We start from the raw sequence: 23711 nt of genomic DNA, 5'->3' as shown, positions 1-23711 counted from the left end.
ATTCACTCACAAGTTAAACCGGAACCTGTCGTGACGCAGAAATACAAGGTGTTCTCCTGGCTGCTTTTTGATTTTGCCAATACCTCTTTCAGCGTGATGATGGTGACCTTTGCTTTTCCCCTCTACTTCAAGAATGTCATCTGCGCCGGGGAGCCTTCCGGCGATGCGCTCTGGGGCTTCAGCGTCAGCCTCTCCATGCTGCTTGTCGCGCTCATTTCGCCAGTGCTCGGTGCTGCGGCGGACTATTCAGGAAAACGAAAACGCTTTCTTTTCGTTTTCACCCTCACCTCGGTTGTTGCAACGGCCCTTCTTTTTTTTTCCGGACCAGGCACAGCGCTTACAGCTGCCGCACTCTTTATTCTTGCCAATATGGGATTTGAGGGCGGTCTGGTTTTTTATGATGCCTACCTCAAGGAGCTTGCCTCCGACAAGAGTCTCGGCAGGGTATCCGGCTATGGATTTGCGATGGGCTATCTTGGCGCCCTCTCCATCCTGCTGCTTATGAAACCGCTTCTCAGCGGGGGTATTGTGCTCTCCAATGCATCGAATATCCGGCAGAGCTTTCTCTGGGTGGCACTCTTTTTTGCCCTGTTTGCCACACCGCTCTTTCTCACGCTCCGTGACGGGAAGAGGGAGGTGCGTTCTCCGCTCTCTTTTGCGGCGATCGGTCGTTCCGTCAAAGAGGTGCAGTATACGGTTCGCCATATCATGAACTATCCCGATCTTGCCCGCTTCCTTCTGGCCTACTTTTTCTATAATGACGCTATTTTAACCGTCATCGCATTTTCGTCGATCTATGCCCAGAATACCTTCGGTTTTACAACCGGGGAGCTGATTGTCTTCTTTATGCTTGTACAGACAACCGCAATTGCCGGTTCGGTTGTTTTCGGTTTTGTTACCGACAGGATCGGGCCGAAACGTACCATTGTTATCACTCTTTTTATCTGGTTTGCGGTTGTATTGCTGGCTATTCTCTCCGACAGCAAGGAGCTCTTTTTTTATACCGGGATGCTTGCCGGTCTCTCGATGGGCTCCTCCCAGGCGGCTTCCCGATCCATGATGGCCCGGCTTACACCGGCGGAACATGTTACCGAGTTTTTCGGTTTTTATGATGGCACCTTCGGCAAGGCTTCGGCCATAGCCGGTCCGCTTGTCTTCGGTCTTGTCTCTGCACAGGCAGGGAGTCAGCGGGTGGCTCTCGGCTCACTGCTGCTCTTTTTTTTAACAGGCCTCCTGCTTATGACCAGGGTGGGATCAGCCGGAAGCAGGCAGGCTTTTGAAGCGTGAAGGGGTTCACAGAGGCAAATGTTGATCAAGATGAAAACAGGAGAGGAGAGATTGAAACTGCAGAATGGTGGCCATTTTGGAAGTGCCGGCTATCTGCGGGCGTTTATTCCGTTTTTCTGGAAAAATCTCATTCATGACCGGATCTTTCTCGGTGCCGGTTCTCTGGCTTTTCAGACGCTGCTTTCCATTGTGCCCTTTCTTGCCGTTGTGCTCTCCATATTGAGCGTATTTGCCGTTTTCACTCCCCTCAAACACAATATTGAGGAGTTTCTTGTCCAGAATTTCATGCCCGGAGCAGGGGGTATTCTCAATCACTACCTGAACGATTTTATCGGCAAGACTGCGACGGTTCCTCTGCTTGGCGGACTGTTTCTTTTTATCATTGCGCTCTCGCTTATTTCCACAATCGATCATACGCTCAATGAGATCTGGGAGGTCCACTCTCCGCGAAAGATGTTCCAGGGTTTTACCCTCTACTGGACGGTACTGACGCTTGGTCCTGTGCTTATCGGCAGCTCTCTTGCGGCCGGTTCCTACGTCTGGTATACGGTATTTACCGAAGGACCGATGCTTGAGGTGAAAACCAGGCTGCTCTCCTATCTGCCCTTCATCAACTCGGTCGTTGCGTTTTTTCTTCTCTACATGCTTGTGCCGAACTGCCGGGTGAGGTTTCTGCATGCCATATCCGGCGCATTTGCTGCTGCCGTGCTTTTTGAGCTGTCAAAAAAATGGTTCAGCTTCTATATCGCAAATGTTGCAACCTTCGAGCATATTTACGGGGCGTTATCGGTTATACCGATGCTCTTTTTCTGGATCTATCTCGGCTGGGTTGTCGTGCTTACCGGTGCGGAGTTTGTTTTCTGTCTCGGCGCCCTGAAACCTGCCGGAAATGCGCCGGAACCCTTCAATCCCCTGCGGGGTATTCCGGAAATTCTCTCGGTTCTCGCTCTTGTCTATGCTGCGCAGAAGAGCGGAAGCTATATGAACATGAAGAAGATTCTTAAAAACCTGCATCCGGCAATGCCCTCTTTCCTGAAAGAGATTGTTGATATGCTTCTGCAGCATGACGTTATCCATGTCACAGCCGGAGGCGATCTGGCAATCAGTCGCGATCTGCATACCCTGAAATTATATGATCTCTATGAAATAATTCCTCCGGGGTTTGGCGTCATGGAAAACGGTCTGATGGATTTCGAAGGTAATAGCTTACATTTAGGAACGATAAAGAGAGCTGTATCGGAGAGCCTGAGATGCAGTATGGATATTCCTCTTGTCACCTTGTTAGAGGATAATAATCAACAGCAATAATGAGTTACCAGGTTATAGCCCGTAAGTACAGACCGAGCAAGTTTGCAGATATTACGGCGCAGGAACATATTACCCGCACCATCCAGAACTCGCTTCGCATGGGACGGCTCGGCCATGGTTATATTTTTTCGGGATTGCGCGGTGTCGGTAAAACCACTGCGGCAAGAGTTTTTGCCAAGGCGGTCAACTGCCAGAGAATGATGGAGGATCCGGTTTATCTTCAGGAGGTGACCGAGCCCTGCGGAGAGTGCGAAAGCTGTCGTGATTTTGATTCGGGTACAAGCCTCAATATTTCGGAGTTTGATGCGGCTTCCAACAACAGTGTTGACGATATCCGCGCGCTGAGGGAGAATGTCCGCTACGGCCCACAGAAAGGGAAGTACAGGGTCTATATTATCGATGAGGTGCATATGCTCTCCATTGCGGCATTTAATGCATTTCTGAAGACGCTTGAAGAGCCCCCGCCTCACGCCATATTCATCTTTGCCACAACAGAGCTGCACAAGATTCCGGCGACCATTGCCTCCCGCTGTCAGCGCTTTAATTTCAAGAGGATACCGCTGCCCGATATCCAGAAGCAGCTCCAGACGATATGCGATGCTGAAAAGATAACGGTTGAAGGCGATGCGCTTCAGCTCATCGGGCGCAAGGCCCAGGGCTCGATGCGCGATGCGCAGAGCATTCTTGACCAGGTTATCGCCTTTACTGCCGAAAATGATCATGAGGGGAGTATCAGTTACCAGAGTGTGGCCGAGCTTCTGAACTACATTGACGATGAGCACATGTTTGGTGTGACCGATGCGGTTCTGGAGCGTAACCATGCTGCTATGCTTGAGGTTGCGCAGTTTGTTATCCGCAACGGTTATGATGAACAGGATTTTCTTGAAAAGCTGATTGAGCATCTGCGCAACATTCTCGTTGTGCTCAATTTGTCTTCCACCCGTCTTGTTGAGCGTCCTGATGCAGTTCGAGAGCGTTATCAACGGGATGCAACCAAATTCTCACCTTTTTCGCTTATGCAGATGGTTGAGTTTCTCCTGCAGACCCAGAAAGAGCTGAAGTTTCAGTTTGAATACCAGTTCCGTTTTGAGCTGGCCCTGCTCAAGCTTATTGATATTGATCAGATAGTGCCGGGTGCAGGTGTTGCGAGTGTGCAGCCGCCGCAACTTGTGCAGCCTCAAAAAAAAAAGCCTCTGACAAGCCTCTGACTCCCGTTCCGCCATCCGCTCCACCGGCTTCAACCCCTTCAGTTTCTCCAAAACGACAGGGCGCGGCTGATCTTGATCTCGGCTCCTGGCAGAAAAAACTTTCAGGATTTGCCACTGTTCCCGATCTGCGGGAGCGCCGGATGCATAAGGAGCTCCAGAGCTCGACAGAGGGGCAGGCCGGAGCACCTGAACAGCTTGCCAGTCTTGATGCGTTACGGGTTGAGTGGCGTCAGTTTCTTGACCATCTTGCCCGGAAAACGCATAACTTCATGGCAACCCATCTCCAGTCATGTGAGCTTGCCTCCTGCACTCCCGGAGGAGTTCTTGAGATGGTTTGCTGCCGGAAGTTCTCCTATGAAGAGCTGCTCCAGGATCGTGAGCTTCTGCAGCGAGAGCTGTCGGAGTTTTATGCGATGCCGCTCCAGCTCCGTCTTCGCTATGACGCCGAGAAGGATGCCTGTACACGGGAGAAGTCGGTTTTTACCCTCTTCCAGGAGCTTTCACAGACCAATGAAGTTCTCCGCTTTCTCATCAGGGAGTTCGGAGGTGAACTGGTATACTGAGAGTGCTTTACAAGTTTTATAAATCATGAAAAATTCCCCATATTCACTCTTTTAATTTTCTCAATGCCAAAGGACGATAGCATCACTATGAGTATAGCTGCAGGCCGAACAACGCATGCTCTTCAGAACCGTTTCCGCTCAGAATATTGCGGTTTGTTGAGCCCTGAGCTTGAGCACAGCACCGTCAGACTTGGCGGATGGGTTCACAGAAAACGCGATCACGGCGGACTTATTTTTATCGATCTGCGCGATCATACCGGAATCAGTCAGCTTGTTATCCAGCCTGAGCAGCACGATCTCTTTGAAGCTGCCGGTCAGCTCCATTCAGAGTCGGTTATCTGTATTGAGGGTGAGGTGGTTCTCCGGAGTCCCTCCACGATCAATCCAAAGCTTGCATCGGGTGAGATCGAAGTGGTTGTCAGCAGGCTTACCGTTGAGAGTAATGCCCAGCCCCTGCCCTTTCCTGTAGCCGATGAGGTGCAGACCTCGGAAGAGCTGCGCCTTAAATACCGTTTTATCGATCTTCGCCGTGAGAAGATCCACGAGAATATTATTTTCCGCAGCCGCCTTACCGCTGCGATCCGCCGTTATCTTGAGGAGAGGGAGTTTATCGAGATACAGACTCCGATTCTTACCTCAAGTTCGCCGGAAGGTGCAAGGGACTTTCTTGTGCCAAGCCGCCTCCACCCCGGTAAATTCTATGCACTGCCGCAGGCGCCCCAGCAGTTCAAACAGCTTCTGATGGTTTCGGGCTTTCCCCGCTACTTTCAGATAGCACCGTGCTTCAGGGATGAGGATGCCCGTGCCGACCGCAGTCCCGGCGAGTTCTATCAGCTTGATATGGAGATGGCCTTCATTGAGCAGGATGACCTCTTTGCCATCCTTGAGGGGATGGTTGAGCATCTGACGCGCACCATGTCGGAGAAACGTATCACGCAGTTCCCTTTCCCCCGCATCAGCTACAAGGATGTCATGAACCGCTTCGGAACGGACAAGCCCGATTTGAGAATTCCGATTGAAATCAGTGATGTCACCTCGCTCTTTGTGAACTCCTCATTCAAGGTTTTTGCAAGCAACACCGTGCCGGGCACCTGCGTCAAGGCGCTGCTGCTCAAGGGGCGCGGCCATGAGTCGAGGCTCTTCTACGACAAGGCCGAGAAGCGCGCCCGCGAGCTCGGTTCGGGCGGTCTTGCCTATATCCAGTTCCGCGAAGAGGGGCCGAAAGGTCCGGTTGTGAAGTTCCTCAGTGAAGAGGATCTGGCAACCCTGAAATCGCATCTCGGTGTTGAAACCGGCGATGTGGTCTTTTTCGGAGCAGGGAAGTGGGAGCAGACTTGCCGGATCATGGGCGGCATGAGAACATACTTCGGCGATCTCTTTACGCTCGACAAGGATGAGCTCTCCTTCTGCTGGATTGTGGACTTTCCGATGTTCGAGTATAATGAGGAGGCCAAAAAGATCGACTTCTCCCATAACCCCTTCTCCATGCCTCAGGGGGAGATGGAGGCGCTTGAGACGAAGTCTCCGCTCGACATCCTTGCCTACCAGTACGATATCGTCTGCAACGGTATCGAGCTCTCCAGCGGAGCTATCCGTAACCACAGGCCTGACATCATGTACAAGGCCTTCGAGATTGCCGGATACCCGAAAGAGGAGGTTGATCTCCGTTTTGGTCACATGATCGAAGCCTTCAAGCTCGGCGCTCCTCCCCACGGAGGCATCGCTCCCGGTCTCGACCGCCTGGTGATGATTCTGCGCGACGAGCAGAACATCCGCGAGGTTATCGCCTTCCCGATGAACCAGTCGGCGCAGGATCTCATGATGTCCTCCCCATCCGAAGTCACCCCCCAGCAGTTGAAAGAGCTGCACCTGCGGGTTGAACTGCCGAAAAAGGATGAACCCAAGAAATAAATGAATGCAAAAGAGGCTGACAGTGTCAGCCTCTTTTTGTTATGATATTTCGGTTCAGTTCATTCGTCCCGGCCATTCCATCCGGTTTAATCCCAATCGGGCGCCAGTTTGATAACCCTCCCTTCGCAAAACCATTTGAAAATTGCCATTCATTTTGTACAATAGGGTTGTACGTTAATAGATAAATGGAAATATAATGGCGACCATTGCGGTGAGTGAGTTGCGTTCCAACCTGAAAAAAGTGATGCAACGCGTTGAACATGGTGAAACCGTTGAGGTTACCTCAATGGGCAAAGTAGTTGCCCATATTGTACCTCCAGTAAACACCCAAAAGATTGCACGAATGAAACTGAAGGAGATTTCCGGAACGGCGGTTCTGCACGACGTGCTTTCACCTGTTGATGAACAATGGGAGGCAGGGAAAGAGTGATCACCGTTGATACGCACATAATTCTATGGGATGCCCTCCAGCCGGAATTGCTGAGCAATAAGGCCAAATCTGCATTACAAAAGGCCAATGATTCAGATGGGATACTTTTCTGCTCAATTTCCTTGTGGGAAATTGCCATGCTCATGAAGAAAAAGAGAGTTGAAATCGATTTATCGTACTCTGAGTTGATTGATTTGCTCAAGGCTGCAAATAACTATGTTTTCCAGGAAATCACTCCGCAAATTGCGCAGCTCTCTGTAACCCTTCCCGCAACAATCAACAGTGATCCCGCAGACAGAATCATCAGCGCATCTTCTCTTGTGACAAAAACTCCGCTGGTGACCGCAGATCGTAACCTCCGGGCCGCCCCGATGCTTCATACCATCTGGTGAATTCAGAAAAGCGCTGTCAAATTAATACACTCTTCAGTTGGGAGCTGTGCTTCGTTTACGTCAACCAGCCGGCAATTCCGATGTCTATGCAATTGCCCTGATTGCGTGTTTTGATTTGTCTATACAGTAATTATACGTAATTTTAGGTAAAAAATTCGGTATAGGTGCAGACGTATTGTGTAGGGGCGAATTGTAAGGGCGAAAAATTTTTCGCCCCTACACCCCAATCCCAATAAATTATTCGACATCGCATCATCCATGAAATGCGATCCCACCCAAAATCTTCACCGCCGTTCCATCAGGTTATCGGGATACGATTATTCCCGGTCGGGAGCCTATTTCATAACCATTTGTACCCACAATCGTTTTTCGCTGTTCGGTCAAATTACCGATGGCGAAATGCATTTGAACGATTCAGGCAGGATGATTGAACGGTGTTGGAATGAAATACCTGTGCATTTTCCACATGTTGAATTGGATGCATTCGTTGTTATGCCCAATCATGTTCACGGGATTGTGGCTATTGCCGATTCACCAAACCCGCCCAGAAAACCACCAATAACGCCCATACAGCCCAGTGGCACATCAAAAACCATCGGGTCAATTGTTCGTGGGTTCAAAATCGGGGTTACAACATGGATGCGTCAAAACACAAATGTCCATGACGTCTGGCAACGTAATTACTGGGAACGCATCATCCGTAACGAACCGGAATTGAATCGCATCAGGGAATATATCCTCAATAATCCGGTCAACTGGGATTCGGATTCATTGTACGTCGTAAACCCTCAATGCAACAGGTAAAGGTCGGTTCCGCACATTTTCTTCTCCTCCCGCCAGAAATCCCTCAATAGTAATACTCGGTTGAGAGCTTTTTGGTGAAGCGGTGCATCATGTAGTTGACAAACCAGACCCAGTTGAGCGGTTTGCCTTTCATGCGCTGCATGATGGAGCGGCCTTTGTATACCTCTTTCTGGAGCTTGACAAAGTTTGAGAGCAGCTTTTCGCCCGACATTTTGCTCGGTTCGAACATGTAGTGATAGGTGTCGTACTTGTCCCAGTCGAAGTGGCGGATGCGGGGCTTCATCTCGTCGAAATAGGGGGTGCCGGGGAAGGGGGTCACCAGCGAAAATACCGGGAACTCGATCCGGTTCTTCATGATGAAGTCGTAGGTGAGCTGGAAGCTCTCTTCGGTATCGTTGTCAAAACCGAACATGAAGTAGCCCTGGATGGCAATGCCGTTCTTGTGGAGATTGCTCACCACGGTCTCATAGTTGCCCAGGCGGTTGGATCCCTTATGGACACTTTTCAGGGTTTCGGGATTGAGCGACTCAAAGCCGATGCTGAGCAAATCGCAGCCTGAACGTCCGGCCAGCTCAGCGACTTCAGGCTTGTCGAGAAAGTTCATGGAGATATTGGCGTTCCAGTGCACGCCGAGTTTTGCCATCTCTTCAAGCAGCGTCATGAAGTACTGCGGGCGGAAGCTGATGTTGTCATCCATGAAGGAGAAGTTGATCTTCTCCTTGTTGAGCCGTTTCTGGTGGTAGCGCATCTCGTCAAGCACCAGGTCAAGCTCGCGGTAGCGGTAGTTTTTGCCGTATATGGTCGGTGTGGTGCAGAAGTTGCATCCAACAGGGCATCCCTTTGTTGCCAAAATGGGAATCAGGGAGCTGTATTTTTTTGCCGAAGGTGAAGTGAGGGCGTAACTGAAATCGGGGTGGATCATGCTGCCCATCGGCTTCAGCTCTTTGGCCCGGTAGATGGGCTTCATTTTACCGGTGAGCACATCGGTGGCCAGCTCCGTCCAGATCGACTCTATTTCGCCGTAGACCACGCTGGTGCAGTGCGCAGCAGCCTCATCATGCAGCATGGTGGGATGAACCCCTCCAAGGATAACTGTCTTGCCCTGACGCAGTGCGGCGTCACCGATCCGGTAGGCCTTGGTGGCGTTCAGGGTGCGTGAAGTAATGGCAACAACATCGAATCCCGAAAGATCTTCAGGGACGCTATTACCGAGCCGCTCATCAATAAAGGTGACATCAAAGAGCTTGCCGACAAGGGTGGCAACCATGATCAGATTCAAGGGCATGCTCACCGATCCTGAATCCACCATCATGCTGGTGTTGCTTATCGGCTGGACAAGAAGCCACTTTTTGCGTGATTTCTGCTGTGCGGCAAGCTGATGAAGAACTTCCTCTGAGATATCTGAGGCGGGTTGAAGCGGAGAGACGACAGTATCTGATTGTATGGTCTGCATACCCTGTAATCTGCAATAGGTGTGTAAAAACTTTTACTACGAAAGGTACAAGGTATGAAAACTTTTCAATAAAACTGACCGCAGACCCCAAAAAACATCACTGTGGCAGCGCTATTTCATTGCCCTGTGGGGTTTGGGGGTGAGACGACGATCTCCGGGATTCAGGCTGTTGGTGCTTTTTTCAGAACAGCAACGGTAAAGCGGCTTACACAAACCAGTTTACCCTCATCACTCTTTATTCTGATATCCCAGACCTGCGAGCTTCTGCCGAGATGGAGGGGGGTTGCTCTGGCATGGACAAAGCCGCTTTTGACCGGTCGGATATGGTTGGCATTGATCTCCTGGCCGACAATGTAGAACTGCTCGCGGTCAACAGCGTAGGATGCTGCAATGCTTCCAACAGTTTCAGCCAGGGCAAGGGATGCGCCTCCGTGCAGAATACCGATACGCTGGATGGTGCGGTGGTCAACGGGCATTCTGGCGGTCATGAAGTCCATGCCGATTTCGGTCATTTCTATGCCGAGATGACGGGCCATCTGGCCATCAATGATCTGGGTGGAGTTGATCTCCTCAATGGTGACAGGTCCCTGAAAAATGGAAGATGGTGTCATGAGAGGGGGAATAAGAGTTGTTCCGGTAGATGAGCGGGTGACGAGATTCGAACTCGCGACATTTTGCTTGGGAAGCAAACACTCTACCAACTGAGTTACACCCGCTTTACCTTGGTGGTGAGAGAGGGAGTTGAACCCTCGACCTCAGGGTTATGAATCCTGTGCTCTAACCAACTGAGCTACCTCACCATTTTCCGGGCTGAAAATATACAATAGCAGTAATCAATAAACAAGCACTGTGTGCTTTATTTGTTCTTTTTCCTGTTGTTACCTGCCGCTTGTAATCTGGCTGTAAATCGCTTCGGCAACCGGGATATCTTCGGGAGTTGTAATCTTGATGTTGTGATAACCGGTCTCGAAAATTTTGACAGGCTGCTCAGGAAAAAACCGCTCAACCAGTGCGGCATCGTCCGTTGCATACCACCCTTCAAGCAGCGCCTGTTCATGAGCCTGAACGAGCAGTGATGAGCTGAATCCCTGGGGGGTCTGTACCTGGAGCAGCCTGCTGCGCTCAAGCGTTGCGCCGAAAAACTCCGGATCGGTTCCGATATACTTGATGGTATCCTTGGGGCGGTTTGCCGGTACACAGGCGCCATACTGCATGGAGAGCCGGGCTATTTCATCGATCTCTTCCGGCTGTATGAACGGCCGAGCCCCGTCATGAACCAGAATGGTATCCGGAGCTGTGCCGGAGGTGCGCATTTGGCCTTCAATCGCCTTGATACAGTTGTAGACCGAATCCTGCCGCTCCTTTCCACCCTCAATAACCGCTTTCAGCTTGGTGAATCCTGATTTGGCAGCCATCTCTTCAAGTGTAGGGATGTTCTCCTCTTTTGTGGCAATATAGATCGCCGTGACGGATTTGGCCTGCTGAAAGGCACGAATGGTATGATGAATAACCGGATAGCCTCCGATCGAAAGCAGCTGCTTGCTCTGCCCCTCCTTGAGCTGCATTCGTTTTCCTATACCGCTGGCGGCAATAATGGCAAAGGAGTTCATGATAAAGAGGGAAGTACTTCCGGTTAATGGATGAACATGGCATCTCCATATGCCAGAAATTGATAATCACCCTTCAGTGCTGTTTTATAGGCCTCCATCAGCAACCGGTGTTCTGCAAAGGCGCTGACGGCCATAAGCAGAGTGGTTTCGGGCTGCTGAAAATTGGTCAAAAGCGCATCGGTTACCTTGAACTGGTAGGGCGGGTAGATGAATTTGTCGGTCCACCCTCTTCCGAATTTGATCTTGCCATCAACCGTGGCATTGGCTTCGAGCACACGGCATGTCGTGGTACCTACAGCAATGATCCGGCCGGTTTTGTTGACCTTGGTCTCATTGATCTCCATTGCAGTCTGGTAGGGAATATTGAAATATTCCGAATCCATCTTGTGTTTCGATACATCCTCGACCTCGATGGCGTTGAAGGTGCTCAGGCTCGGGTGGAGGGTGATGGGCAGGATTTTAACGCCGATTTTCTGGATTTTCTGAAGGAGGGGCATGGTGAAATGGAGCCCGGCCATCGGTGCTACAACGGCTCCTGTCTGGCTTGCATAGACGGTCTGATAGTTCTCCTTGTCCGATTCAACCGGTGGACGGGTGAAGTAGGGCGGCAGGGGGATGTTGCCGATCCGTTCAACAAGGCTGAAGACATCGATCTCCGGATTGAGAAACCGTATGGTTCTTCCCCTGGAGGTGGTGTTGTCAACAACCTCGGCTACGACATCCTCCTCGAAATAGATTTTGTTCCCTACCCTTACCTTTCTTGCCGGATCAACGAGTACGTCCCAGAGTCCGGCCTCCTTGTTAAGTACCCTGAGCAGAAAGACTTCGATCTTGGCATCGGTTTTCTCCTTCTGACCGAATATTTTTGCCGGAAATACCCTGCTGTTGTTCAGAATCAGCAGGTCGCCTTTTTTGAAATAGGATACGATATCGTCGAACATCTTATGATCAATATCCTTTTTTCTGCGGTTCAATACCATCAGCCTGCATTTGTCTCTGGGCTCGGTCGGCTGATCGGCTATTTTTGTTTTAGGCAGGGTATATCGAAAATTGGACAGGCGCATAAGGGGTCAGGCAGTATGTCATCGATTATGAAACGAATCAAAAAAAGAAAATAAGGCTTTTTCAGAGGCAAAAAAAACAATTACGGGGAGCGGTGCTTCCGCCCCCCGTCAGGTTATCATTTCGCCGAGTGGTAGGCAACTCCTTTTTTCAGGGTGATATGCTCTCCTACAATGCAGGCGGGAATTGTACTCTCGGCTGCGTCAATCAGGGTTACTTCGACATTGTTTCTTGAAATGGCGATAGTATAACTGTTATTGCGGAAACAGACATTCAGGGTCAGTTTTTTCCACTGGTCAGGCAGGTTGGGATGGACATTGAGCTTCTCGTTGTAGAAGGAGATACCGGCAAAGTAACGGGTAACCGTATCAAGAGTACCGGCCATGACACCGCAGTGAATACCCTCCTGGGTCGTGCCGCCCTGGGTATCCTCAATATCGCTTTTCAGGGCTTCGGCAAACCATTTCCATGCCATCTCATGGCCGTCCTCAAGGTAGCTGGAGATAATGCTGTGGACAACCTTGCTCAGGGTGGAGCCATGACTTGTTCTGGGCTCATAGTAGGCGTAGTTGTTTCTGACCAGCGTAAAGGAGTCCGGCAGCCGGTAACCGATCTTTCCGAGCAGTTCGGCTACCTCGCCCGGTGAGAGGGTGTAGAAGGTCATCAGGACATCCGGCTGTTTTGCAACCTTGTAGAGATCGGGAGAATCGCCCTCGGCTTTCAGGATCCTGTCCATCCGGTGGATGTTGCCGTATGTGGTCCGGTAGTGTTTCCAGTCCAGCTCCTTGAGGCCCATGTAGCCATCGAACTGCTCGATAACCCCCGCTTCATCAATCAGGATATTGAGGTTGTTGCTGATATCACGCCACTGCTGCAGTTCGTCAAAGCCGAGATGGATTTTCTCAATCAGGTGGCGGAGAATTGCAGGGTCGATGGTTTCACCGATTTCAACAGCTTTTCCGAGGAGCCATACCGTCATGATGTTGGTATAGGCATTATCCTTCAGTCCCTCCTTGCCGCTTCCGGGAAGGGTTTCATGGAACTCGTCCGGTCCCATAACGCCTTCGATATGGTATTTGCCGGTCTCGGCAGAGTGGTGGGCGATGGAGGCCCAGAACCGTGCAATCTCAAACATCAGCTCGGCACCGCAGGCATTCAGGAAGTCGGTATCACCGGTATCGTAGATGTAACGCCAGACGTTGTAGAACACCGCAATCGATACGTGGCGCTGCATACGGCTGAGGTCGGGTCCCCAGTGACCGCTTTTGGGATTAAAGTGGATGATCTGCGTATCCTCATGGCCGTCATCGGCGGTCTGCCAGGGGAACATCGCTCCCTTGTAGCCGTTCTCACGGGCATACTCCCTTGCGGCATCGAGCCGGTTGAAGCGGTACATGAGCAGCGCTTTGGAGATCTCGGGGAAATGGCGGTTGAAGAAGGGGAGAATAAAGATCTCATCCCAGAAGATATGACCGCGATAGGCTTCACCGTTAAGGCCCCTGGCCGGCATACCGGCGTCAATTGAGGGGTTGTGGGGTGATGCGGTGCAGAGCATATGATAGGTATGCAGACGGAGCAGTTTCTGACTGTAGCGGTCGCCTTCAATCTGGATGTCAGCCTTCGCCCAGATTTTTTTCCAGGCAGCGGTACTTGCTTCAAGCAGAGCGTCGAACGAGACCTCTTTTTCAACGGCAGCTCTGGCGGCTTTCAGTGCGTCTGTGCTGTTGTGGTCGAGAGATGTATGAATGGTGACCAGTTTTTCAATGGTGCAGCTTTTTTCGGGCGTCAGATGGAGCTGGAAGAGTTCGCCGATGTAGCGGCTTTCGCTGATTACCGTGCGTTTGGGCTCAATCTGCTTTCCATGCGACAGAACCCGTGTTCTGGCTGCCGTTACAATTTCATAGTGAGAGACATTGGTACGAACATGCAGCAGCATGCTTTTCTGATCAGCGGCAGATCCGACGTGATCAAGATGGTCACAGGAGAGTTCGCTGTAACGGGCAACTCCCTTGTTCTGGATCCTGCCATCAATCGAGGAGCGGAACTCGACGGTTGCACTGTAGTTGACCGGTTTCAGGGTGAACTTCAGGGCGCAGCGGTGCGGGTCGTCCATGCTCGCAAACCGCCTGCTGGTGATTTTGGTTAGTCGGCCGAGATTGTCCTGTATGACCAGCGTTCTCTCCATGGAGCCGTCGGAGAGTGACAGGTTCTGATGATAGCTGAGTATTTTCTGCTCGAAAGGATCGATGAACTCACCGCCGCCGATTCTGAACTCTATCGGCAGCCAGTTCGGTGTGTTGACAAAGTCGTTGTTGAAAATGGTCTGACCGTGTACATCGGAGGGGAGTTTATTGAAGATTCCGGCAATATAGGTGCCGGGGTAGTGATGGTGTGATATTGATGAACCTTCGTAGGTCCCCCTGACGCCAAGGTAGCCGTTGCCGGTTGATGTGAGTGTTTCACGCAGCTTTTCATCCTTGGGGGAGAACTCGGTGTAGGTCAGGTTCCACCCTTCATGTTCAAGCCCATCGGTAAACCACTGTTCGATCTCCTCAATGGTTATTTCAGCCAGATCCCTGACAACAATATCGGCGCCGTTTTCTTTCAGCTTTCCGCCTTCAATATCACGGGCAATGCCGAGTACCATGCCGAAATTCCCTCTGGATCCCGCCTGAACACCCGAAATGGCATCCTCAACCACAACGCACTCATGCGGCTCAAGACCGAGATTACGGGCTGCGGTTACAAAAATATCAGGGTTGGGTTTGCCTTTAAGGCCCATCACAATGGAGACCTCACCGTCTACACGGGTTTCAAAGAGATGTTCAAGTTTTGAGAGCTTCAGGATAAGCTGGCAGTTGCGGCTTGAGGAGGCTATGCCGATTCTGACCCCTTTTGCGATCAGATTGTTGATGAGCTCAACGGATGAGGTGTAGACTTCCGGTCCCTCCTTGATGAGGATTTCGGTGAAGAGGCTGTTTTTGCGGTTTCCGAGGCCGCAAACCGTCTCCTTTTCCGGATTGTCATCCAGTTCCCCGAAAGGCAGTTCGATGTCGCGCGAGGCAAGGAAGCTTTTGACGCCCTCCATGCGGGGTTTGCCATCTACATATTTGTGATAATCGTGAGCCGGATCAAATGGAACGTACGGTTCGTTGTTGATTTCGGCATGATTTTTCAGGAAAAAATTGAACATGGACTCCCATGCCAGACTGTGCACTTTTGCGGTGCCTGTGATCACTCCATCCAGATCAAAAATCGCGCCTTTGAAGAGGTTGCTCATACCGTTGAAAAAAAATTAGGTGATTATAATGAAAGGAGCCCGAGAATAGTCAGAAGAATATCAGGGTAGGGGACGGTAAAGCTGTTGGGACAGATATCGGCAACGGTCTGCCTGAGCTTCTCATCCCTGGTTACAAAAACAGCCCAGACATCATCAAACATCTCCATCGCCTTTTTCAGCATGGGAATGTCCGAAGGGGTATCGCCGCAGACAAGATGCGGGCCTTTTGTGGTGGCCATATCCAGTTTGCTGCAGATAAAGGCAAGGCCGTCTCCCTTGTCAAAATCCTTGATCGGTGCCTCTGCAGAGGAGCCATCAATGGTCAGAATGATCTCTATATCAAGCCCGGTATCCTCAATTCTGAAATTTCTGCCGCTCGGATCTATTTCCCGCACTACACCTTTGACCCTTTCAAGAAAAGCAGCTGATTCATCATCCTTGATTGAACGGCTGATATCCTGCCGGGCGACCGTGGTCTGGCCGAACTTGATCTGCAGGGCGGAACCGATAAAGTTGAATTTTTCGAAATTCGGATCCTGCAGCAGCACCAGCATCCGGTCGTTCAGGAGGCGGATCAGTTTCTGCTTCTGTTCATCAATGGGGAAGCTGTTGAAATCTTCATTGAGATCAATAAATTCGCGTCCCTTTGAGCCGGCATAGACAAAGGTATTGCTCGGATTGATCGAGACGTTGAGGATGCCGAAATCTTTAAGCGGAGCTGAGGTGATGATGATAGGGTAGCGGCAGCAGTTTTTGGCAAAACGGGTAAGGAATACCGAGTTATAGATTGGCTGAACCGAGGATCGGTATCGTCCGCAGTAGTTGTTGGTGGTTCCGTCCCGATCGGTAATGAACGCGTTGAACTGTTTTCCCCTGAGAGTCCTGACTCCGTTGTTGACATAGGAGCGGAATTCCGGCATGAACTTGGCCAGGTAATCGATAAACTTGTCTTCACCGTATTCCAGATAGTAGATATCCTTCTGGAGCTCCCTGATCTCATAGGTCAGATCAACCTCTATCTGCTTCATGCCGTCAAGTCGAAGCAGGCGGTGTCCGGTGTCATCATCAATATAGATGGTCTCCAGTGAGTAGAGCGCATTTTTCAGTGACTCTACACAGGTCTGCCCGACAACCCTCTGCTTGATGATGTTTTTGACAATCGGTTCCCGCAGTTCGCGAGTCTCTGCCTTGAGCTGGTAAAGCTCTTTCAGCGTTCTGATATCCTGCAAGGTAATCGAGGATGTATAGGTGCTCAGATGACGCTCTTTAAGAATACTCTCGTGCATGCGCGACCGGTATAAGGAGGTGACGATTTTGTAATCAAGTGTATAGCAATCTAATCAAAAATCCGCTTAAAATCTTCAGAAAACTTTGATAAATAACACTCCGGTAACAATTGAATCCTCAGGCATTTGATCGGTGCCAAAGTACGCGTTCATGTTTGCAAACGCTCATGCAGCAGTGCGATTATACGACGGTGAATCTCTTCGGGTTTCTCAAGGGCATTCAGACAGAACATGCGTCCGTTGCTCTCTTTCAGGATATTGAGGTAACCCTGACGGACATTTTGATAGAATTGCAGTCCCGAGCGCTCCATGCGGTCCAGTTCACTGCTGTCGAATGCGAGAGGAATCGATTTTGCGGAAAATTTTCTGCTGAGGGCCTCTTCCGGCTTGATATCAAGATAGAAGGTGATATCGGGGGTTATACCGCATGTTGAAATCGCAATAATAGAGCGGAGCAGCTCGAGGTCGATACCGCGTCCATATCCCTGATAGGCGGTTGTGGAATCAAAAAAACGATCGAGAATAACAATTTTATTTTCTGCAAGTGCAGGTTTGATGACCTCATGTATGAGCTCGGCCCTGCTTGCCGAAAAGAGCAGGAGCTCTCCGACGGGGCTTATTTCGTGGCGGCTTTCGAGAAGTATGAGACGGATTTTTTCAGCAACTTCGGTTCCTCCCGGTTCCCTGAGGGTCAGCACCTCCCGGCCACTGTCGGCCAGATAGCTGACAAGTTTTTTTATCTGTGTTGATTTTCCTGCACCGTCGATCCCTTCAAAGGTTATCAGCATTGATGTTGATGATGAATTGGGTTTTTGATTTAATTCGGCTGACCGGTCGGGCGAATAAGGATTTCATTGACATCGACATGTGGTGGCTGGCTCACGGCATAGATGACAGCCCGGGCAATATCGTCGGGCTGAAGTTCCGGAGTATCGGGTTTCTGGATGTTGTCCCAGAAGGGAGTGTCCACAACTCCCGGTTCAACCAGCGTTACGCGGACTCCTCTTCCCGCCATTTCGTTGCGGATAGCCTGGGCCATACCGGTGACCGCCCACTTGGTGGCAGAGTAGAGGTTTCTGATGGAGGTGGTACGACCAACCACTGAGCCGGTAAGAAGAAAGTGACCGCCGGTTTTTACCAGTTCCGGCAGAGTCAGGCGGGCTGTGGCAGCGGCACCGAATACATTGACCAGCACCATCTCCTTCCACTCTTCAGCCTTATCTTCACCGCCGAAAAAGGTTGAGCCTTTGGAAAATCCGGCGTTGGCAAAGACCACATCCAGTCGTCCGAACCGTTCGAGAGTCTCTTGCAGCATCTTCTGCTGGGATTGCCAGTTGGAGACATCGCAGGTGACGGCAAGCGAGCGGGCGGAGCCGAGTTCGCTCTGAAGCTGCTGAAGCTTTGCGGTGGAGCGGGCAGCTAACACAACAGTGAAGCCGGCTTCAACGGCACGCCGGGCGGTCGCTTCGCCGATACCGGTTGACGCTCCGGTGATGAGAAAGACTTTGCGGTTCATGGCTTCTCTGCTTATCGGTTCAGGTTGTTCAGGGCGCTGTGCTTGCGGCCATAGAAATAGTAGATTACCATGCCGATAAGCAGCCACACAATGAGTCGTATCCAGTTCTCGGCGGGAAGAGAGAACATGAGGGTGAGGCAGGTCAGAATACCTGCAAGCGGTACGAATGGCACCAGGGGAGCCCTGAAGGGGCGTTCAGCTTCAGGATGTTTTTTTCTCATGATAAGTACTGCGCTGCAGACAACAACAAAGGCGAAGAGCGTGCCGATATTGACCAGCTCCGCAAGAAGGCGCAAGGGGAGCAGCGCACCGAGAAGGGCAACAAACGACCCGGTCAGGATGGTGGATTTCCAGGGTGTTCTGAACTTTTCATGAATGGCGCCGAAAAATGATTTCGGCAGGAGGCCGTCCCGGGCCATAGCCAGAAAGATTCTCGGCTGGCTGAGCATCATCACCAGAAGCACCGAGGTGATGCCGGTGATGGCTCCAAGGGAGATGACAAACTGGGCCCAGCCGATGCCGACCTGCTTGAAAGCGTTGGAGACCGGTGCGTCAATACTGATAAGGTTGTAAGGGACCATGCCGGTGATGACGGCTGCTACAGAAATATAGAGAATGGTGCAGATGACGAGTGAGCTGATGAGCGCGATCGGGATATCGCGCTGGGGATTTTTAGCCTCCTCGGCATGGGTTGAAATGGAGTCGAAGCCGATATAGGCGAAGAAAATCATGGCCGCACCGGCAAGCACTCCGACCGGTGCTCCTTCAGGGCTCGCATCGCCGAGAATGGTCTTGCCGAAGATGGAGAGACCGGAATAGCCGAACGGAGCGAAGGGCGTCCAATTTTCAGGGTGGACGTGCATTGCCCCGAGTACGATGACGAGCAGCACGATGGCAACCTTGACGATAACCATCCCGGCATTGAACCGGGCACTCTCCCTGATGCCCTTGACAAGGATAACGGTGACGATAAAGGTAATGAGTACAGCCGGAAGATCAAGCCAGGCACCGGTAAAACTCATTACCCCTGTTGATGGATCAAAGTCAAGCGGTGCCTTGGCAAAGAGCAGGGGGACCCCGAGGCCGAATATACCGATGAAATCCTGGAAGTAGTGCGACCATCCGTGTGCAACGGTTGCCGAGGCAACTCCGTACTCCAGAATCAGATCCCATCCGATAATCCAGGCAAACAGTTCACCCAGTGTTGCATAGGCATAGGTGTAGGCTGATCCGGCAACCGGCACCATAGAAGCAAACTCGGCATAGCAGAGTGCGGCGAATATACAGGCCAGACCGGCAAGGGCAAATGAGAGCGTTACCGCAGGTCCGGCTTTATCATGAGCAGCAACACCGATAAGGACGAAGATTCCTGTCCCGATAATGGCGCCGACACCAAGACTGGTAAGGGCAACCGGCCCAAGCACCCTGTGCAGCCTGTGCTCACTTTTCATCTCCTCAAGCAGCAGCGAGAGCGGTTTTTTACGAAAACTGTTTTTCAATGATGAACGGGGTTATAATTGAAATTGCTTTGAAAAAAACGGACTGAACTTCCTTGATGGGCTCTTGTTGCATCTATAAGTCCTATAGGCCCTATATGTTGTATAGGACCAATAGGAAAAAAGTCAAAATTAATATTACGAGTCCCGGCGGTTCATGATGGAGAGGAAGTAGACAAGCTGCATGATGGCCTGGGCAGCGGCGGCAACATAGGTAAGCGCGGCAGCATTCAGTACGGCGTTGATTCCTTTCATCTCGGCACTTGAAACAATTCCCTGAGAGACAAGAAGCTCTTTTGCCCGGCGGCTTGCATCGAACTCCACCGGAAGGGTAACCAGAGCGAAGAGTGCAGTTGCGCCGAAAAGGGCTATCCCGGCCCATGCAAGAGTGGTGCCGAGTGTACCGGCAAGGAAAATACCGGCCATGAAAATAATCGGACCGAGATTGCTGCCGATAGAGACAGCCGGAACCATGATTGAACGCAGTTGCAGCGGCATATAGCCTGTTTTATCCTGAAGTGCATGTCCAGCTTCGTGAGCGGCAACACCTACCGAGGCTATACTTGCCAGACTGAAAACCTCTTCGCTCAGACGAAGAGCCTTGTGGCGCGGGTCATAGTGATCGGAAAGCATTCCGTGAGTGGCTTCAACCGTTACATTACCGACTCCTCCACGTTCCAGAATACGCCGTGCGGCCTGTGAGCCGCTGACACCGCTCTGGGTTGGTACCCGGGAGTATTTTTTAAAAGCGGATTTTACCTTGAACTGGGCCCATAACCCGAGAAGCATCGGAGGGAGGGCAAAAACAAAATAGAGAGGATCTAAATACATAGTGTCATTAATAGTTATCAGTTACAATTAGTTATCAGTTACAATTAGTTATCAGTTATCATTTACAATGCAAAAAAACAATAAAACCTCAACATAAGTTTCTTGAGTCAAAATAGTGACTGAATAGGCAACTGTCAAGCGTTATTGAAATTGAGCGGCAGGAGTATGCTCTGCACCCTGTTCATAAATGATGCATGAATACGGATAAAGTTAATAATGGACGGATCGCACTTTTTAGCACAGGAGTGTGTTGCTAGATATTTAAATTTCAATGTTATCGTGGAGGGAATTATCTTGAAGCGCGTCAGGTCATGTTCATCGTTTTATCCGGTTACCTGAACGCTTCCTTTTATGCATGACGCTGTGTTATGCGCTGAAGAAGCTTAACATCATCAAAGAAACTCTTGAAACATGATAAAAAAATTACTGCTGCTTGTTGCCCTTCTCTCTTTTACTGCGGAAGCAGGATCAGCTGCGCCTGTAAAAACCGTTGTACTTGATGGTTCGACTACTGTCGGCCCGGTTGCAAAATCATTTGCGGCATATTTTACAAGAAAATACGGGGTTCGAGTATCGGTCAGCGAGTCGGGAAGCGGCAACGGAGCCAAAAGCCTGATCAATGGATCGTGCACGATTGCAACACTCTCCCGACCAATGAAAGATGCGGAACTTGCCGCTGCAAGAAAAAAAGGTGTAAATCCGGTTGCAACGGTTGTGGCAATGGACGGTCTGGCAATTGTTGTGCATCCCTCCAATCCGGTTCGGGCAATGACAAAAACCCAGATCAGCAGCATCTATAACGGACGCATTACCAACTGGAAGCAGGTTGGCGGTCCAAATGCAAATATTGTGGTTATTCAGCGCGAATCAAACAGCGGTACGGCGGAGTCATTCAGGGATCTGGTTGTAGGCAAAGGTGTTCAGATCAAAGGGAGTGCCGAAACCCAGTCAAGCAATGGTTCTGTTAAAAGCAGAGTCAGTTCAACTCCTACAGCCATTGGTTATCTCGGTCTGGGCTTTGTAGACCGTTCGGTGAAAGCGGTTGCTGTTAATGGAGTGATGCCGGATGTTAAAACGGTCAGGAGCGGCAGCTATCCCGTAGCAAGACCGCTCTACTTCTATACCAATGGTCAGCCGACAGGGGTGGTCAAACAGTTTGTCGATTTACCGAAAACGGCAGATGGCAAAGGTATGATCAGTGAGCTTGGTTTTGTTAATCGCTGATTATTAAAATGGTTAGTCAACTCCCTTTCAATACGCCGGTGTTCATCAACGATACCGGCGTTTTTGTTCCGCATAGCTTTCCAATTGTTGCAAATTTGTAACATAACAACCTTTGGTTCCTTGCATGAAACCCCATAGATTAGGAGCTTTCAGGAGCAATTGGCCGGTGAAGACGAATTATTAGTCAAGCAAACAGACGCAACAGTTATGGCTGAAGAGAGGGGCGGGGAGCGGAACCGCACAAACACCTTTGTGGTAAGCAGCCGCAAGCGAACCATACAGAAGGCAGTAAACAGGGCAGGAGAGCTTCTTCTGCTGGTACTGGCCTCTTTTGTGGCAGTTGTCGTCCTGTTTATCTTTTATTTTGTTGCCCGCGATGCCATCCCGTTTTTTGAGCTGAGGGGCTTCAGCGAATTCTTCACAACTTCAGAGTGGTATCCGGCTGATGAGCCCGGGAAATTCGGTGCACTATCAATTATCTATGGCAGTCTGATGGTGACGCTCGGCTCGGCAATGATTGCCGTTCCGATGGGTATAGCTGCTGCAATATGTTTGAGTGATATTCTTCCGTTTTCCATACGCCAGTATGCCAAACCGGTCATCGAGATGCTTGCCGCCATTCCCTCGGTAGCGTTCGGTTTTTTCGCTCTTGTTGTTTTCGCTCCGCTGCTTCAGGACAAAGGAGGCGCTCTGTTGATGTGGGCCTGGTGGATTCTGGCAGCTCCCTTCACGGTGCTCTTTGTTATTGTCCTGTCCGACCTGCTGACTACCCGTATTAAAGACCCTGCGCGGCGTAAACAGCTCAACCTGTTATCGGTACTCCTCTTCGGCCTGCTTTCCGCCGGGCTTCTCTATCGCGTAGGCACCCTTCTGCATGCCATCGAGATTCTGACCGGTACCAACGCCTTGAACGTCTCCATTATTCTGAGTTTTATGGCACTGCCGACCATTGTCAGTGTTTCCGAAGATGCCCTTCAGGCGGTCGGGCGAGATATTCGTGAGGGCAGTTACGCGCTCGGAGCCACCAGGGCCGAGACAATTGTAAAAACAATTCTTCCGGCAGCCAGCAGCGGTATTCTTGCGGCCGTCATTCTCGGCATTATGCGTTCACTCGGTGAAACCATGGTGGTCTGGATGGCATCCGGCAACTCGGCCCACATTCCCGAGCCCTGGTTCAACTACCTTGAAGCAATCAGAACCCTGACCGCTACCATTGCCGGTGATATGGGTGAGGCCGACCAGGTTACCGGTTCAGCCCGCTATCACGTCCTGTTTGCCATGGGACTGCTTCTGCTTGTTATCAGCTTTATCTGTAATCTCGTCAGTGAAAGAATTGTGGTGCGCCAGCGCAGAATCCTCTCCGGCCAGTAGGTTCCGGAGAGTGTAGCTGCCGCATTTTGCTCATTTAACCCTGTTGTTATGAATCTCGGAACCAGGAAACTTCTGGATCGTTCGTTCACCTCTGTCGGTATCGGTTCAATTGTCATAATGGCGCTCGCCCTGATGGTCGTGCTGGTGCCGATTGTAACCAATGGGCTCGGAGCCGTGTTTTTTACCGGTACGGTTGAGCACCGCAAAATGCTGCTGAGTGAGTTCAACCGGGGTGACAGCCGGGAACTGGAGACAGCGATCGCATCGTCAGATCGATACCGGGCAAAGGTTTACGAGATGCTTTCCGGATTCGAGAGTGAAATGGCCGCGATGACGCCTGAGCGCCAGGATGAGTACCGCCCGAAATACGGGCAGGTCAAAACGGCCGTGCAGGCACTGCTCGGCCCTCTTCCGGGTGACCCTGAACCGATGCTGACCCGCTTCAAGTACGGTCAGACCCGGTGGGAGAAAGCCGAAGAGAAGCTGCACGACCTGCTCTATGAAACGAAATGGGATAACTCCGATCCCAATGCCATGTCGAAAGAGTACTTTGCAAACCGCAGTGAGAGCTTTGCAGGAACCTCCCTTGTCAAACTCTTTCCCTACGTCAGGGAGAACATGTCAAACATGCTGCTTCCGGAGTTTACGGTTTACTGGGGATTCATTACCGACAGCTCGG

General features: G+C 50.9%; 20 protein-coding genes, 2 tRNA genes and 1 pseudogene. 11 read left to right on the top strand and 12 right to left on the bottom strand.

Going from position 1 to position 23711, the window contains the following annotated elements:
* Positions 1-30: 30 nt before the first annotated feature.
* The 8 genes from CFERDRAFT_RS07930 (at position 31) to CFERDRAFT_RS12110 (ending at position 7903) form a co-directional block, all read left to right on the top strand.
* On the top strand, positions 31-1287 hold the full coding sequence (locus tag CFERDRAFT_RS07930) for an MFS transporter (RefSeq protein WP_006366698.1): 1257 nt from the start codon (positions 31-33) through the stop codon (positions 1285-1287).
* A gap of 18 nt (positions 1288-1305) precedes the next feature.
* Complete coding sequence (locus CFERDRAFT_RS07925) at positions 1306-2595, top strand: YihY family inner membrane protein (RefSeq protein WP_006366697.1); 1290 nt, start codon at positions 1306-1308, stop codon at positions 2593-2595.
* Complete coding sequence (dnaX, locus tag CFERDRAFT_RS07920) at positions 2595-3803, top strand: DNA polymerase III subunit gamma/tau (RefSeq protein ID WP_006366696.1); 1209 nt, start codon at positions 2595-2597, stop codon at positions 3801-3803. Before CFERDRAFT_RS07925 ends, dnaX begins: the two co-directional genes overlap by 1 nt.
* Before the next feature lie 140 nt (positions 3804-3943).
* Complete coding sequence (locus CFERDRAFT_RS11745) at positions 3944-4366, top strand: hypothetical protein (protein ID WP_006366695.1); 423 nt, start codon at positions 3944-3946, stop codon at positions 4364-4366.
* A gap of 87 nt (positions 4367-4453) precedes the next feature.
* Positions 4454-6277 carry an aspartate--tRNA ligase gene (gene aspS, locus CFERDRAFT_RS07915; protein WP_040433506.1) on the top strand — a complete coding sequence of 608 codons (1824 nt, stop codon included), beginning with the start codon at positions 4454-4456 and terminating at the stop codon, positions 6275-6277.
* Positions 6278-6473: 196 nt separating this feature from the next.
* Positions 6474-6707 (top strand): type II toxin-antitoxin system Phd/YefM family antitoxin, encoded by a 234-nt coding sequence (locus CFERDRAFT_RS07910; RefSeq protein WP_040433504.1) that lies wholly within the window; start codon positions 6474-6476, stop codon positions 6705-6707.
* Positions 6704-7099, top strand: coding sequence for a type II toxin-antitoxin system VapC family toxin (locus tag CFERDRAFT_RS07905; RefSeq protein WP_040433502.1), 396 nt, complete (start codon positions 6704-6706; stop codon positions 7097-7099). The genes CFERDRAFT_RS07910 and CFERDRAFT_RS07905 overlap by 4 nt, the downstream gene beginning before the upstream one ends.
* A gap of 258 nt (positions 7100-7357) precedes the next feature.
* Positions 7358-7903, top strand: a complete 546-nt coding sequence (locus CFERDRAFT_RS12110; protein WP_006366731.1) for a transposase — start codon at positions 7358-7360, stop codon at positions 7901-7903.
* A 43-nt stretch (positions 7904-7946) separates the two neighbouring features.
* Here CFERDRAFT_RS12110 and CFERDRAFT_RS07900 read toward each other — a convergent pair whose 3' ends face one another.
* The 12 genes from CFERDRAFT_RS07900 to CFERDRAFT_RS07845 form a co-directional block, all read right to left on the bottom strand.
* Positions 7947-9356 (bottom strand): B12-binding domain-containing radical SAM protein, encoded by a 1410-nt coding sequence (locus tag CFERDRAFT_RS07900; protein WP_006366693.1) that lies wholly within the window; start codon positions 9354-9356, stop codon positions 7947-7949.
* A 161-nt stretch (positions 9357-9517) separates the two neighbouring features.
* Positions 9518-9967: a hotdog fold thioesterase gene (locus tag CFERDRAFT_RS07895; RefSeq protein ID WP_006366692.1), complete on the bottom strand. Its 450-nt coding sequence runs from the start codon at positions 9965-9967 to the stop codon at positions 9518-9520.
* Positions 9968-9999: 32 nt separating this feature from the next.
* A tRNA-Gly gene (locus tag CFERDRAFT_RS07890) sits at positions 10000-10072 on the bottom strand.
* Positions 10073-10079: 7 nt separating this feature from the next.
* A tRNA-Met gene (locus tag CFERDRAFT_RS07885) sits at positions 10080-10156 on the bottom strand.
* 78 nt (positions 10157-10234) lie between these two features.
* Entirely contained in the window at positions 10235-10966 is a 732-nt protein-coding gene (gene ispD / locus CFERDRAFT_RS07880; protein ID WP_006366691.1) for a 2-C-methyl-D-erythritol 4-phosphate cytidylyltransferase, read from the bottom strand.
* A 23-nt stretch (positions 10967-10989) separates the two neighbouring features.
* A complete protein-coding gene (gene queA / locus CFERDRAFT_RS07875) occupies positions 10990-12030 on the bottom strand; it encodes a tRNA preQ1(34) S-adenosylmethionine ribosyltransferase-isomerase QueA (protein WP_006366690.1) in 1041 nt (346 codons plus the stop codon).
* Positions 12031-12146: 116 nt separating this feature from the next.
* Positions 12147-15308: an HAD-IA family hydrolase gene (locus tag CFERDRAFT_RS07870; RefSeq protein WP_006366689.1), complete on the bottom strand. Its 3162-nt coding sequence runs from the start codon at positions 15306-15308 to the stop codon at positions 12147-12149.
* Positions 15309-15331: 23 nt separating this feature from the next.
* Entirely contained in the window at positions 15332-16594 is a 1263-nt protein-coding gene (locus tag CFERDRAFT_RS07865; RefSeq protein ID WP_006366688.1) for a hypothetical protein, read from the bottom strand.
* A gap of 149 nt (positions 16595-16743) precedes the next feature.
* Entirely contained in the window at positions 16744-17382 is a 639-nt protein-coding gene (gene tmk / locus CFERDRAFT_RS07860) for a dTMP kinase (protein ID WP_006366687.1), read from the bottom strand.
* A gap of 29 nt (positions 17383-17411) precedes the next feature.
* Positions 17412-18110 carry an SDR family oxidoreductase gene (locus CFERDRAFT_RS07855; RefSeq protein ID WP_006366686.1) on the bottom strand — a complete coding sequence of 233 codons (699 nt, stop codon included), beginning with the start codon at positions 18108-18110 and terminating at the stop codon, positions 17412-17414.
* Between the two features lie 11 nt (positions 18111-18121).
* Positions 18122-19609: an amino acid permease gene (locus tag CFERDRAFT_RS07850; protein WP_006366685.1), complete on the bottom strand. Its 1488-nt coding sequence runs from the start codon at positions 19607-19609 to the stop codon at positions 18122-18124.
* A gap of 135 nt (positions 19610-19744) precedes the next feature.
* Complete coding sequence (locus tag CFERDRAFT_RS07845; RefSeq protein ID WP_006366684.1) at positions 19745-20437, bottom strand: zinc metallopeptidase; 693 nt, start codon at positions 20435-20437, stop codon at positions 19745-19747.
* Between the two features lie 411 nt (positions 20438-20848).
* On the opposite strand from CFERDRAFT_RS07845, the gene CFERDRAFT_RS07840 reads away from it, so the two are divergent.
* From CFERDRAFT_RS07840 to CFERDRAFT_RS07830, 3 genes and pseudogenes are all read left to right on the top strand, one after another.
* Positions 20849-21661, top strand: a complete 813-nt coding sequence (locus CFERDRAFT_RS07840) for a phosphate ABC transporter substrate-binding protein (RefSeq protein WP_006366683.1) — start codon at positions 20849-20851, stop codon at positions 21659-21661.
* A 207-nt stretch (positions 21662-21868) separates the two neighbouring features.
* The gene (locus CFERDRAFT_RS07835) at positions 21869-23032 is read left to right on the top strand and encodes a PstC family ABC transporter permease (protein WP_006366682.1); all 1164 of its coding nucleotides are present in this window, start codon (positions 21869-21871) and stop codon (positions 23030-23032) included.
* A 48-nt stretch (positions 23033-23080) separates the two neighbouring features.
* Positions 23081-23711 (top strand): annotated as a pseudogene (locus CFERDRAFT_RS07830) (phosphate ABC transporter permease PstA); the annotation flags it as partial.

The sequence above is a fragment of the Chlorobium ferrooxidans DSM 13031 genome (genome assembly GCF_000168715.1).
In the GTDB taxonomy this organism is placed as follows: domain Bacteria; phylum Bacteroidota; class Chlorobiia; order Chlorobiales; family Chlorobiaceae; genus Chlorobium; species Chlorobium ferrooxidans.
This window is presented reverse-complemented; position numbering and strand designations above follow the sequence as displayed.

Bases quoted from the DNA above. Each gene is read 5' to 3' on its own strand.
- CFERDRAFT_RS07835 (WP_006366682.1), top strand. From the start codon at position 21,869: ATGGCTGAAGAGAGGGGCGGGGAGCGGAACCGCACAAACACCTTTGTG.
- CFERDRAFT_RS07910 (WP_040433504.1), top strand. From the start codon at position 6,474: ATGGCGACCATTGCGGTGAGTGAGTTGCGTTCCAACCTGAAAAAAGTG.
- CFERDRAFT_RS07895 (WP_006366692.1), bottom strand. From the start codon at position 9,967: ATGACACCATCTTCCATTTTTCAGGGACCTGTCACCATTGAGGAGATC.
- tmk (WP_006366687.1), bottom strand. From the start codon at position 17,382: ATGCTGATAACCTTTGAAGGGATCGACGGTGCAGGAAAATCAACACAG.
- CFERDRAFT_RS11745 (WP_006366695.1), top strand. From the start codon at position 3,944: ATGCATAAGGAGCTCCAGAGCTCGACAGAGGGGCAGGCCGGAGCACCT.
- CFERDRAFT_RS07845 (WP_006366684.1), bottom strand. From the start codon at position 20,437: ATGTATTTAGATCCTCTCTATTTTGTTTTTGCCCTCCCTCCGATGCTT.
- aspS (WP_040433506.1), top strand. From the start codon at position 4,454: ATGAGTATAGCTGCAGGCCGAACAACGCATGCTCTTCAGAACCGTTTC.
- queA (WP_006366690.1), bottom strand. From the start codon at position 12,030: ATGCGCCTGTCCAATTTTCGATATACCCTGCCTAAAACAAAAATAGCC.
- ispD (WP_006366691.1), bottom strand. From the start codon at position 10,966: ATGAACTCCTTTGCCATTATTGCCGCCAGCGGTATAGGAAAACGAATG.
- CFERDRAFT_RS12110 (WP_006366731.1), top strand. From the start codon at position 7,358: ATGAAATGCGATCCCACCCAAAATCTTCACCGCCGTTCCATCAGGTTA.
- CFERDRAFT_RS07865 (WP_006366688.1), bottom strand. From the start codon at position 16,594: ATGCACGAGAGTATTCTTAAAGAGCGTCATCTGAGCACCTATACATCC.
- CFERDRAFT_RS07855 (WP_006366686.1), bottom strand. From the start codon at position 18,110: ATGAACCGCAAAGTCTTTCTCATCACCGGAGCGTCAACCGGTATCGGC.
- CFERDRAFT_RS07925 (WP_006366697.1), top strand. From the start codon at position 1,306: ATGTTGATCAAGATGAAAACAGGAGAGGAGAGATTGAAACTGCAGAAT.
- CFERDRAFT_RS07870 (WP_006366689.1), bottom strand. From the start codon at position 15,308: ATGAGCAACCTCTTCAAAGGCGCGATTTTTGATCTGGATGGAGTGATC.
- dnaX (WP_006366696.1), top strand. From the start codon at position 2,595: ATGAGTTACCAGGTTATAGCCCGTAAGTACAGACCGAGCAAGTTTGCA.
- CFERDRAFT_RS07840 (WP_006366683.1), top strand. From the start codon at position 20,849: ATGATAAAAAAATTACTGCTGCTTGTTGCCCTTCTCTCTTTTACTGCG.
- CFERDRAFT_RS07900 (WP_006366693.1), bottom strand. From the start codon at position 9,356: ATGCAGACCATACAATCAGATACTGTCGTCTCTCCGCTTCAACCCGCC.